The organism is Streptomyces sp. NPDC005799, assembly GCF_040630525.1.
GTDB lineage: Bacteria > Actinomycetota > Actinomycetes > Streptomycetales > Streptomycetaceae > Streptomyces > Streptomyces griseorubiginosus_B.
The window spans coordinates 1-11,936 of the sequence record NZ_JBEXXQ010000102.1 but is presented as its reverse complement, the minus strand read 5'-3'; the positions used below and the strand labels follow the sequence as shown (position 1 = coordinate 11,936).

The following is an 11,936-nucleotide window of genomic DNA, read 5'->3' as shown; positions in this document are numbered from 1 at the left end:
GCAAGCTCGGCGCTGGTCAGCCGGTCGTCGCGTTCTCCGCTGTCCGCCTCGGCCTGGCGGACCCAGCCGCGCAGGGCCTCCTTGTGGATGCCCAGGTCCTTCGCGACATGCGCGAAGGACGGCCGGTGGTACGGACCTCACGGACGGCACGCTCACCGAGCTCGTCCGGGTATTTACGTGGTGCTGGCACTACTCGTGGATCTCCTTCGGCCCAGGATCATAAACCTGGCTTCAGGGACTCCACGAAACCGGGGTCAGCTCACTTCACCCTGTCTCTGCTTCATCGGACGGAGCTGAGGGTTCTGGACGAGCTCCTTGACCAGGTCAGCGATCAGAAACTTCGGGATCAGCTTGCTGCCGTTACGGAACTCGCTCCACTGATTGCGACCGCAAGGGAACCGCTCCTCCAACCACCGGACGGTCTTGTCTCGCGTGAGCTCGCGAAGCCACGAAGCGAGCGCATCGGCTTCGGCCGTCCCGCCCTTCAGCGGACCGGACGGCCTGCCCCCTCCTCGTCCCGGCATCCAGCCCCCTGTCCGCGATATCCTCGACTTTCCCGCGCGGTGGCCTGCGGAAGCAGTCTTGGTCGTCAGACGGACAATCAGAGCATCTTGCGGCCTGGCCTTCCAGTGGTTCGTCGCACTTGGAAGGCGCCCAACATGCATCCACACAACCGCCTCGACTCGGCAGTCTTCATCGCGATCCTCGCTGCGGGGGTCGGTCTGCTTCTTCTGGGAGTGTCGACAAACTCCCTTGCCATGGTCTGCGTTGCTTTGTCGGGCTTGTACGGAGCCTGGACAGGCAACCGATCTACGTCCCGGCTTCCCGACGAGGTTGAGTCGCCCCCTGCACCTCCTACGTACCGTGACCTGCCTTGAGTCGGAGCTGGACCGGTCTTCACGGGGTTCTCGAAGGCGGTTCACTTCTCCGCGAACGGACAGTGCACGTGAGGACAGGCCGTCGATGACCAGCCTTGCGCCTGTGGTCCGGTGGCAGCCGGGGGCTCCGGCACGGATCTGTCCTGGCCGTCTACGCGGCGTGTACCTTTCGGTTCATCGTCATGCGATACATGGTGCCACGGTCACTACCGACGGCTGGTACTTGGCGTTCCCCGTGCTGTCTCGTCTCGCCCCGGCCGCCGTCGAGCGTGAGAGACATTGTCTTCGCACACCACCAGCTTTCACTGCCAAGCGGCTACTCACCCTGGTGAGCGCCGTCAGTTCGCGGAGTTCGGTCGGCCCTGTCACGGGAATCGGCCTGGCCAGTAGGTAGAGCGTCATCCATCGCCAGGTGCTCCCCATGGCCCAGGCGTGATGTTCTCCGGGTGAAGGTGCATCACGACCCGTTGCCGATACGCCGGTCGACGTTATTGGAGGAACCAGCGAACGCGCGGATCACCGAATGCGCATCGGCCTGCGGAAGGTCAAAGTCGTTAACGGGTGGCGTCCGTCTCAACGCGCAGGGCATGCACGACTCCCCTTCCGAGTGTTGAATTGAGCACCGCCTGCGGCGCACGGCTGCGCAATGATCTACCAGGCTGCGCAATCGGCTCGACGTCTGCGCAATGCCTCACTGAGCTGCGGTTTCTCTCTCAATTGCGCAGCCGGGCTTGCTCGCCATTGCACACCGCCAAGGCGTCAGCGCTTCTTACCGCGCTGCCTGGGCGTGGTGGCCGGTCAGCGCCTGCCAGCGCCGTTCAAAGTCGGCAACCTGCTCTGCGACGTAGTCGGCAGTGAGAGGCCGGTTATGCTGCGCGGTGATCCCGCGGTCTGCGCACTCCTGCGCAATGGCGTCGAGGGACGGAGTTTCACTGCGCAACCGGTGTCCCGCCCAAAGGCTGTAGACACGGAACGGCAAGAAGTAGCGGCGCAGGGTGGACGGACTGACGGGCCTTCCGCCGCGGCCGGTCATGCCCTTCGTCCCAGCGAGGTAGGCAGAGAGCTGCTCGGCCTTGGGCTCCTCGCCATGCTCGGTCTGGTACTCGGTCCAGGCGAGGTAGTAGCGGTCGACAGTCGTGAGCCCTGCGAGCTCCCCGATCGCCTCGTCCTCGGCGGCCGGTTCGTCAACGGAGGCACTCACCCGGGGACTTCGCGTCTCCTGAGGGGGGCGAGCGCCAGCCCCGGCCCGTGTCCTCTCAGACTCGTCCTCGTTCAGGAGGGGCGCGCCGACAGCTCCCTCGTCGGCGGGCGGCTCCGTCTCGTGGAACTCGCGCTGCTGGAAGGCGGAGATGAAGGACTCCAGGTCTGCGCCTGTGATGGGCTGGCCGTTGCCGCCGGTGATCTGGTCCCGCTCGTAGACGTACGCGGCGAGTTCGGCGGCATCGGGGTAGATCCCGTGCTCCTGCGCGTAGGTGAGCCAAGCGTTGTAGAAGTAGTCGAACCATCCGCCGTCCGCGTCGTGCAGAGCTTCGGGCTCACTCCCCCGCTCGACTGCCGACCTGTAGCGCTGCCGGAAACTCCTTAGCAGCGGTTCAAGCTGCTCGGCAGACAGCGGCCTGCCGGCTGCAGTGGCGATGCCGTACTGGTCTTGGAGCCACATAGCGAACTGCGCGCTCGTTGGCTCGAGCCCGAAGGCTGCCAGCCAGTTCTGATAGGCGGTGGCGAGGTGCTCAGGACTCCCACGGCCTGCCAGGCTGCGCGACGCCGCTGAGGCTGCGGTTCGCGGCTGTTTCATCGGGTCAGGCTCCGCGCCCCACACCGGCACCAGTTCCTTCACCTGGGCAACGTGGGCATCAACTTCCGGACTCTGCCGCTGAGACGGAAGCGGGGGCAGCTCGGCAGCGAATTGAATCGGCGGCTCGTCGATCCCCGCGGCAGCCAGCCCTGCCTGGGCCGTCTCGGCCAAGGGGACGCCGTAGCGGGCCAGCCGCAGCGGCATCAGGGACTCCACCGGCGCCCGACGTCGCCAGGAACGGCCAAAACGGGAGTGAAGGCTCGCCTGGTAGACGAGACGTTCCTGCTCCAGCTTGATGACCTGCTCGTAGGAGCGCAGCTCCCACAGCTTCATACGGCGCCACAGCAGGAACGTCGGGACCGGGGACAGCAGCCAGCGGGTGAGCCGCACGCCCTCCATGTGCTTGTCGGCCGTGATGTCCGCTATGCGGCCGATCGCGTGCCGGGCCGCCTCCACGGCGACGATGAACAGGACCGGGATCACGCCGTGCATGCCCACGCCCAGCGGGTCCGGCCAGGCCGCCGCGCCGTTGAAGGCGATCGTCGCCGCCGTCAGCAGCCACGCCGTCTGCCGCAGCAGCGGGAAGGGGATGCGGATCCAGGTCAGGAGGAGGTCCAGGGCGAGCAGAACACAGATACCGGCGTCGATGCCGATCGGGAACACGTACGCGAAGTTCCCGAAGCCCTTCTTGATGGCCAACTCGCGGACCGCCGCGTACGAACCGGCGAAGCCGATTCCGGCGATGATCACGGCGCCGGTCACGACCACGCCGATGAGAACGCGGTGTCCCCGGGTCATTAGGGATATCCCGTCCTTCTCTTCAGCCACGGACCACTCCCCCAATCGAACCCGACCACTGGCTATTCTGAGCCTCCCATGATCGGGAACTGATAGCTCCCGCTGACCCACCGTCAAGGATGGCCGGACGTAGAGAAAGGCGCAACGCGCGTCCTCGCACGCACAGACTGCCAGCCCATCAAGTCAGCCGTGCAGGTGGCCAGACGGACGGAGCCGTCTGGCCACCTGCACGGCACGACATCAGCTAGCGGAAGCCGCCTGGCTGTCCCTGTGCTTGATGAGCAGGTCCAGCATCGTGTCGAACTCCTCAAGCGGCATCTTGTGAATCAGCAGCTGCGCTGCGAGCGCGCCTTCTTCGTACGGGAAACGCTTGAGCTGCTGGTTGCCCGCCTGAGGGGGCTCGGCGGGGGTGGTTTGCACGGGGACGGTTGGCGGGACCCTCCCTGAACCGTTATCCGATGGCCCGTCCGCCGCAGCGCTCTGCCGCGAGTGCGTGGAACCCGCGGAAGCTGCTGCGCGGCGAGCCACTCGTCCAGAAGCCGGCGCCTCAGGGGAGGCGGCCGGGCTCTCCCATCGTTCGCCGTCACTCGCGTCCGATGCTTCGCTGCCAGCCACCGCTGAGCGGTCAGCTGCACCGCCGGTGATTACGCCGTAATCACCGGCCCCGCTCCTTCCAGTCGTGTCTTCGCCGACACCAGGCGCTTGCTGCGCGCTCCGGCGCTTCGCTGCCCGCGCCTCCTCTTCCTTACGCGCCCGATCCGCCTTGAGCTCTTCCAGAGCGGCTTCCTGTTGGTCAACTGGCTTGTTGCCGACAGCGCGCAGCAGGTCGATGGGCTCTACGCCGATACGGGCCTGGAGTGCTGGAGCCAGGTTGAGAAGGGCGAGCCGCTGGGAGATCCAGCCCTGGGAGCGGTGCAGGCGTTTTGCCAGGGCTCGCTGACTGCCGTGAATGTCCAGCAGGCGCTGGAGAGCGCGGGCTTCGTCGAGTTCTTCGAGGTCCTGGCGATGGATGTTGGCTACGAGCGCGGACTCGAGGAGCTCCTCGGGGGTGGTCCCCTGGTCGTCGCTGACCATGACCTTGAGCTGGGCAAGGCCCGCTTCGCGGGCAGCGGCGAGCCGGCTGCTGCCGTCGACCACGACGTGGGTGGTGTTCGGTTCGAGGTCGGGTTCGCGCTCGGGGTTGGCCTTGATGTAGGCGTCGCGGTTCATGACCGTGATTGCCTGCTTTTGGCCGTGGGTCTTCAGGCTGCCCGCAAGGTCGGTGAGGTCGCCGAGGTCGGAGCGCGGGTTGTCCGGATTGAGGCTGATCCGGTCGACGGAGATCTCTGTGGGTGCCGCAACACCCTCGGTCGGGACACCCGTGGCGGCAGCCACTGCCTGGCGGCGTGCGCTGACCGGGCGCACTCCCCCGCCGAATCGTCCGGCGCCCAGCTGGTCGGCCTTGCTCACGAGACCTCCCTCGCCAACGCGCGCATGCCAACCGCCTGCTGCGATTTCGGTGCATAGGACAGCAGAGGCTTTTTCACTCGGACGGCTTCCTTCTGTTCCTTGAGGTCTCCGATGAGTCCCACGACCCGCGGATCCTTTATGTCCACCCATCCCTGAAGCGAAGAGGTGGCGATGTAGCCGCGGCGGGCGTCGTAGAGGTTGACGACGATGCCCAGGTAGTCGATGTCGACTTGCAGGTCACCGCGCAAGTCGTCGATCTGCGTGGTGAGCAGTTCGTAGGCGTCGGCGGAACTGTCCTCGGCCTGGACGACAATGAGGGCCCCGGACTGGCCTGGCTTTTCGCCGTCGCGTCGGCGCCCGTAGTAGGCGGCGGCGTCCATGCTGAGGCCCAGACTGGGCGGGCAGTCGACGATGATGACATCGTAGTCGGCTTCGAGCGGCGCCAGTGCCCGCTCAAGGGCGGCTTCCCGGGCGCGCACAGCGGACAGGCGGACGTCGAGCAGGAAGGCGTCGTTGCAGGCGGGCAGAAGGTGAAGTCGGCCCTCGAACGTCTCCTCGTCGACGGAGAGGATGAGGTCGCGTAGGTCGCCCTTGGGGTCGCCGGCCATGTGGTTGGTGAGGCTGTCACCGTTCATCGGCAGCGGTGTGCCGCCCAGTTGGTTGGTCAGGTGGCATTGCGGGTCGAAGTCGACGAGGAGCACCCGCAGACCCAGTCCGGGCAGATTCTCGATGTCGAATAGGTCGTCGTCCGGCTTGGCTTCGTCGTCCGTCTCGCTCGCACGCAGCGCTTTGGCGAGGGCCTTGGCCACGCGCACGGCGTGCAGCGAGTTGGGGTCTTCGGCCAGTGCCTGGCCGAGCCCGGCAGTGATGGCAGTCTTGCCGACGCCACCTTTCTGATTGCAGACGACGATGCGGCGGGTGATCGCGGGGCGCTCGATGTCCGGGGCGGGGTTGGCGTCGAGCCAGAGCTGGACGGCTTGAGCGAGGCCCTGGATCAGCGAGACCCGCCGGTCTGCGGCGATCTGCCGGAACTCCTCCCACTGCCCGGACGGGAGGAAGGTGGAGAAGGAGTCGGCGCCGGCTGTGTCGATGGTGGCCGGGGTGAAGGCGAGGCCGCACCAGTCGCTGATGCCTTGCTCGACGGCGGCCTGGATCTCGATGCCGTGCTGGGCGGCTCTGATTTTGAGGTTCTGCCGGAGCCATCCCGGCAGTTTGGAGACGACCTTCTCGCGGTCGCTGGAGGTGGCTGGCGAACTCATGAAGGACACCATACTAACGCAAGTGATCAAATACAGCATCGACACGTTAGCTAGGCTAAGTTGGGTGTAAATTGGCCGTCCGCGTGCTGCTGACCAGCATGAACTGGAACGGATGAGACACGTGGACTCAGTTCGTCGAGCAAGACGGCAAGTCTTGTGCCTGCCGCATCACGTGCCGCGGCTAGGACTCGCTCGCTCCTGAGCCGGCCCAGACGGCGAGGCCGCCTCCAGGCAGTGACGCGAAGCGCCATCCTGTTGGACCCGTTGCTTGCCACGCTTCGAAGGCGGGATCGGGTGAGCAGGTCAGGTGGTGGCCTGTGTCGAAAACGAGACGAAGGGTGCCGGAGTTGAACGCGACCGCCGACAGGACCTTCGCTCCGAAGAGTGCAAGGGACTCTGCGACATCCTGCGCTTCCGGGTCCAGGAGCACGGACGGGTTGGCGTGGGCTGTCCCGTGCGAGAGGTTGACGGGTGCTTCCAATGCAACTTCCCAGTCAGAGTCGAAGGCCAACACGAGCCGGAAGTCCACGCTGATCTTGGTGACGCCCCTGCCGCGAAGGTTCAGGAGCCACCGGTCCTCGTGTTCGACGGGACTCTCTTCAGTACTCACTCCTGCACCTTGGCTGATTCGGCAGTCGAGAGCCATGGGATTTCCACGTCCGTGCCCCGCGTCCACGTCCGACGACTCGATGTACGGCCCCGTCTGATCCACTCCAGCCGGTACAGCCAGCACCCCACCGCCCTCAACTGCGCGACTAGGTTCGCTGAGACTGAAGCCCGGACGACTCGGTTCGCTGAGACAACAACGGCTGCGGCGTCCGCGCGGGAGGCTGTAAGTCGCGATCCAGTGATTACGGCGTAATCACTGGATCGGCTGTCGGAGCTAGGGCAGACGAACGGAAGGCACGCGTGTCCTGACTAACTCAATCGTGTCGTCGTCTCAGCGAACCGAGTCGTTCGGGCTTCAGTCTCAGCGAACCTAGTCGCGCAGTTGAGGGCGGTGGGGTGCTGGCTGTACCGGCTGGAGTGGATCTGGCGTGTCGAGTCGTCGGTGACGAGTCCCCACCGGGCCTACACCCAGTTCGCCCAACCGAAGGTGAAGAGATAGGCCCGTCGCCCCGCGTCCGGACCTCGCATGCCACGAATGAACATGACCACCAGAGCAACAAGGAGCAGAGCAGCAAAGGCGCCAGCTACAAGGGCCCCAGCGACGGGTCTCACGCGCAAGCCCACGATCGCGCTCGCGACGATGACGATCCCCAGACCGAAGTGCGCAGCAGGCAGATCTGCCCTGATCACCTCTCGCAGAGATTTGCGCACCGACCGCATGTCGGAGTCATATCGCTCCCGCGCCGCTTCCGGATCAGCGGCGGGACCCTCAGGCCACCGTTCCATCTCATCCCCCGGTCAGTCTGAACGGAGCCTAGCCCGGAATGCGCTCACCCTTCTGATGGAGGCAACGAATGAGCCGTTACGCTCTTGTCCCGTCTCAAACGATCTGGCCCAGGCTCGGGTCTGTGACCTGTGGCGACCAGATCGGTTGAGACGCGAGGGTGCCGGGAATGTCGGTTGATCTGGTCCTGGGCTAGCGGATGTCGGCCGGGGAAGTCGGCGATCCGACAGGGAGCGGGATCAGCCCGCCCGCCGGTAGCGGTCAACGATCGCGGCGCGCAGCGCCGGGGCTGACGCGTCGAGCGCCGACAGCAGGGAAGGCACCAGCCCGCCCTTGTTGGCGATGAGCCCGAGAGCGAGGTGCCCGGTGTCGATGTGGGGGTCGTGCCGGGCCTGAGCCTCGCGAACGGCGTCCGCCAGGGTTTCCTTGGCGCGATCGGTGAAGGGGATGTGCCCGGTGGTTCGGGCGCCAGCGGCCTGATAGAGACCGGCGGGAGCGGGGGGCCGTGCGGTCAGGAGTGTGTGTCGGGTGCGGCGCCGCCGACGCCAGTGCCGTACGAGGCCCGGGGGGATTCCGCGCCGGGGATTCAGCCTGGACGGGCGGGACCCGCGGCGGCCGTTTTTGCCTGCCCGGGTGAGGGCTTCGGGACCGAAGGACTCCTCGATCCTGGCGCACACGGCGTCGAGATCGATCCCGATGGAGGCCAACGCGTCCCGGTCGAGGGCGCCGAACGGGGGCGATCCGGCACCGAGTCCGATCAGGTGGACGATCTCCTCCTCGATGCGTGCTGGCGTGACACCGTGCTCACGCAGAACGGAGTTCGCCGGCTGGTCGGTGGAGACGAGGGCGAGCAGGAGGTGCTCGCAGCCGATGTAGTGGTGTCCGAGCCGTCGGGCGTGCTCTTGGGCGTAGACCATGACGGTGCGGGCGCCGGGAGTGAAGCGTTCGAACATCATCGCCTCCCGATGAGTCGGCCGTACTTGCGGTGCACGGTCTGCTTGGTGACGCCGAGCCGCTCGGCGATTTCCTGCCAGGTCCATCCCAGCTTGCGTGCGTTCTCGACTTGGAGGATCTCCAGCCGTTCGGTGAGTTCTCGCAGGGCAGCCACTGCACGGAGCCCGACGTCCGGGTCGTTACTGGCAGCACCCTCGGCGATTTCGAGTGTGTTCTGCATGCCTGTCAGCGTATGCTGACAGGCGAGGGGCGTCAACATATGCTGACGGCGCGGAGTGATGCGCGGCAACACAGTCCAGCTGTCTTGGTCCGGGTTCTTCTGCTGCCGGCGCGTGCTCGTCGATCAGGCATCTGACGCCGGGACGGCGAACGACTTCGCGTGAGACGTAGAGCGAACCGGGCCAGTTCGCCTGAGACTGGGACCAGTTCATCGAAGACGGGACAGCTCTCGAACTCCCCCGTGGGAAAACGCTCAGGCCCGATCCGTCTCAGCGAACCGAGTCCATGTCAATCCAGTCCACGCAGGTCAGCACCCCGCGAACGACTAACTTCGATGAGCCAGGACAGTTGTCCAGACGGTCTCGGTGTCAGCGGCTGTGTCGGCACTGTCGGGCGCGAGGGGGGAACGGCCACGGCTCCGGACCGCGAATCATGCTTACCCGCCCGGAGGCTCGTGCGCCAAGTGACGGCCCGACAGGCCTGCCTGGAGAGCTTCGGCCACCCCCTTCCACCGCAGCCCTCGCCAGTTACTCGGGCAATCCGTCGACGACCGGCAGGCTAGCGATCCCATCGCCAATCGGCAGGGTATGCGCAGCGCGTTCAGGCGGGCGCGAGTGCGGCAGGACCAACCACATCGTTTCGCGCCCGCGCCGGTGCTCGACGAGGCGTTGCTCACCGGGCCGGAGACGCCAGCCCTGTCCTTGGGTGATTACGCCGTAATCACCCAAGGACAGGGTCGGCCGCGTGCACAAGTGATTACGGCGTAATCACTCCACCCCGAAAGCCTTTGGAGGTGCTCCTGCTGGGCCGTACCGTCTGCGTCCGTCACGCCCCAGCAGGAGCACCTCCGTTCTACCGGACGCGCCCATCCGAGAGCACAGAAACCCCGAGAACACAGTCGAGCAGCCTGTGCAAACCGCGGCTGTCCGAACCTGGACATCAAGCAGGGGAATTGAGTCTCATCAACCTCCCAGAAGGCGTATAGGAGGTTGGCCTGTGCCGCGGGATCGATGACGGGGCCTGGTGGGCGGTGTACGCGATCACTGTGCGGTGGCCATCCGCGTCGGAGGCGCGGACGGATTGCCCTTGTGGGAGCCGCAACAACAGCCCAAGGGCCCTCAGGGGGCCGGGTATGCCAGGATGCCCCTGCCGCGTGTCATCCCGGGGCGCGGCGGTATGGAAGAGGAGGCCGCTTCCCGTGCTGAGCGATGCGGTGCAATTCATCGAGCCGCCCCAGAACGCCGTCATGATCGGCACGGGCAAGGGCGGAGTCGGCAAGAGCACCATCGCCGCCCACAAGGCCGCGTGGCACGCTGCCCGCGGCGAGCGAACCCTCCTGATCTGTATCACCAGCCAGGACGACGACGACTTGGGCATCGAGCGGTTCAGCCGGGGCATCAGGCCCGAAGGGCCCTCAGTCCTCAACGGCCTAGGTCTGTACAGGTCGATCCAGGAACGCACTCCCCTGGTGCCCGTGCGCGAAGTTCGTCCCAACCTCGATGTCGTTCCCGGCGGCGAGGCTGTCGGTGAGCTACTGACGTTGCTGACCGCGCGCATGCCGGTGGAAGGCATTCACGTCGTGTCCTCCCTTGCGCGCGCTCTCGCTCCGCTCGCCCCCTGGTATGACCAGATCGTGTTCGACAGCGCGCCCGAACAGGACAGCCTGGAGCAACTGGCGCTGGCAGCCACGCGGTGGCTTTTCGTACCCACCCGCTCTGATGACACGTCTATCCGGGGCATGCGGCGTATCGCCCGCAACTACAAGCTGGTGCGCAAGCAGTTGAATCCCTATCTCCAGGTCGCCGGCGCGTGCCTCTACGGCTCGAATCCGAGCGCGACGCAACTGCATGACGAAGTACGGGCGGAGGTCCTCAAGGAACTCGGACCGAGCACACCGATGACATCCGTGATCGTCGGCTACCGCGAGATGCCGGCCGTCAACGCACGCCGGAAAGGCCTGACTTTCGGCGAGTACGCCGCGCTCCTGCCTACCAGCGCGAAAAGCTACGACGTTGCGGCGGGCCGTGCGTCGCGTGCTGATGTGATCCCCCAGTCCATCCAGCCGCTGGCTGAGGAGATGGACCTGCTGACTTCAGAAATCGACGCACTCTGCAGGAAGGCTGCCGACTGATGAGCGGCGTATTCGATGAGGACCCGACTGACGCGCCGGCGCAGGGGAAGGGACTGATGGGCGGTGGGCTGACTGCGATGCTGCAGGAGGCCACCGTCGTGGTGAAGGCGCCGGTCGGCACTACCCTGGAGTCCATCCCTGAACCTCGCCTCCCGGCCGGCGATGGCGAGCTCTCGGCTCAGGAGAAGGAGACCCTCGAGGCATGCAAGGCCGGGATGAACAACCTGCACAACGCCTTCTGGATCGCCGGCAAGTCCTTGGAGACGATGGCCTCCGGCAACTTGCACCGTAACGAGGGCTACGGCAACTTCGCCGAGTTCGTGTGGGCGAACTGGGAGATCTCCGAGTCCCAGGTGTATCGGCTGATGGACGAATGGCGCATCGGTGAGGAGCTGAATCACCTTGGTCATCGGCCGCGCGAGTCACAAATCCGGCAGCTGACCGACATCAAACGGTCCGCTGGCGATCGGGCCGCTGTAGCGGTCTACGACGCAGTCGCCCGTTCCGGAAAGCGTGTGACCGCCAAGCTCCTCGAGCAGGTAGCCCGCCAGTTGCCGCCCCTGACGGAGGAGTTGTCGCCGGCGCAGATCGGATCAATGGTTCGGTCGGTACTCACTCCCCCACCTGCGCCATCGGGAGCCGACGCTCAGCCTGGGCAGGGCGGGCAGTCAGGGAGCGACAGCGCCGGAGTCCACACCATCACCTCGCTCGGCCAGGGCGAGGGCTCCCCAATTGGGGAGTCGGACGACACGCATGGTGATAGTGACGTCTCGAGCGCTGTATCGGCGGATATGGAGCGGCTGCAGGAGACGCTGGCCCTTGTTCGCGAGGCGGCCAAAGGTCTGAGTAGGCCCGCGGTGAGGCGTGCGCTGGAGGAGTCCCCGGCGGCAGCTGTCGCTCTGCTGGACGCAATCGCGACCGACCTCAACAAGATTGGCCGCACGGTGGCGGTGCGTCGGCCGAACTAGTACTCCAGCAGCACTTTGACGTTTTCCCTGTTCAGGGGCGGTTTCGGTGAGTGTAGTGGGCTGATGGTCGGCCCGTGTCCTCTTTCCCGGAC

The 11,936-nt window shown here is 65.9% G+C and carries 9 protein-coding genes; 2 read left to right on the top strand and 7 right to left on the bottom strand.

Annotated features, from left to right (window positions below; all coding sequences use genetic code 11):
• The 7 genes from ABZ453_RS48700 to ABZ453_RS48670 form a co-directional block, all read right to left on the bottom strand.
• A partial coding sequence (locus ABZ453_RS48700; RefSeq protein WP_359026181.1) for a hypothetical protein occupies positions 1-74 on the bottom strand: 74 nt, incomplete at its 3' end.
• Between the two features lie 1,573 nt (positions 75-1,647).
• Positions 1,648-3,471 carry a DUF2637 domain-containing protein gene (locus ABZ453_RS48695; protein WP_359026179.1) on the bottom strand — a complete coding sequence of 608 codons (1,824 nt, stop codon included), beginning with the start codon at positions 3,469-3,471 and terminating at the stop codon, positions 1,648-1,650.
• Between the two features lie 240 nt (positions 3,472-3,711).
• Positions 3,712-4,920 (bottom strand): ParB/RepB/Spo0J family partition protein, encoded by a 1,209-nt coding sequence (locus ABZ453_RS48690; RefSeq protein WP_359026175.1) that lies wholly within the window; start codon positions 4,918-4,920, stop codon positions 3,712-3,714.
• Positions 4,917-6,179, bottom strand: coding sequence for a ParA family protein (locus tag ABZ453_RS48685; protein ID WP_359026177.1), 1,263 nt, complete (start codon positions 6,177-6,179; stop codon positions 4,917-4,919). Before ABZ453_RS48685 ends, ABZ453_RS48690 begins: the two co-directional genes overlap by 4 nt.
• Positions 6,180-6,360: 181 nt before the next feature.
• Complete coding sequence (locus ABZ453_RS48680; RefSeq protein WP_359026173.1) at positions 6,361-6,789, bottom strand: DUF6188 family protein; 429 nt, start codon at positions 6,787-6,789, stop codon at positions 6,361-6,363.
• Positions 6,790-7,811: 1,022 nt separating this feature from the next.
• Complete coding sequence (locus ABZ453_RS48675) at positions 7,812-8,528, bottom strand: Clp protease N-terminal domain-containing protein (RefSeq protein WP_359026171.1); 717 nt, start codon at positions 8,526-8,528, stop codon at positions 7,812-7,814.
• Positions 8,525-8,746: a helix-turn-helix domain-containing protein gene (locus tag ABZ453_RS48670; RefSeq protein WP_359026169.1), complete on the bottom strand. Its 222-nt coding sequence runs from the start codon at positions 8,744-8,746 to the stop codon at positions 8,525-8,527. Before ABZ453_RS48670 ends, ABZ453_RS48675 begins: the two co-directional genes overlap by 4 nt.
• A 1,197-nt stretch (positions 8,747-9,943) precedes the next feature.
• Between ABZ453_RS48670 and ABZ453_RS48665 the strand changes: the two genes are divergently transcribed.
• Positions 9,944-10,876, top strand: a complete 933-nt coding sequence (locus ABZ453_RS48665) for a ParA family protein (RefSeq protein ID WP_359026168.1) — start codon at positions 9,944-9,946, stop codon at positions 10,874-10,876.
• Positions 10,876-11,844, top strand: a complete 969-nt coding sequence (locus tag ABZ453_RS48660) for a hypothetical protein (protein ID WP_359026166.1) — start codon at positions 10,876-10,878, stop codon at positions 11,842-11,844. Before ABZ453_RS48665 ends, ABZ453_RS48660 begins: the two co-directional genes overlap by 1 nt.
• Positions 11,845-11,936: the final 92 nt, after the last annotated feature.

What these genes read in the sequence shown, in the direction of transcription:
- ABZ453_RS48695 (WP_359026179.1), bottom strand. Translation starts at nt 3,471, where the DNA reads ATGACCCGGGGACACCGCGTTCTCATCGGCGTGGTCGTGACCGGCGCC.
- ABZ453_RS48660 (WP_359026166.1), top strand. Translation starts at nt 10,876, where the DNA reads ATGAGCGGCGTATTCGATGAGGACCCGACTGACGCGCCGGCGCAGGGG.
- ABZ453_RS48675 (WP_359026171.1), bottom strand. Translation starts at nt 8,528, where the DNA reads ATGATGTTCGAACGCTTCACTCCCGGCGCCCGCACCGTCATGGTCTAC.
- ABZ453_RS48670 (WP_359026169.1), bottom strand. Translation starts at nt 8,746, where the DNA reads ATGCAGAACACACTCGAAATCGCCGAGGGTGCTGCCAGTAACGACCCG.
- ABZ453_RS48685 (WP_359026177.1), bottom strand. Translation starts at nt 6,179, where the DNA reads ATGAGTTCGCCAGCCACCTCCAGCGACCGCGAGAAGGTCGTCTCCAAA.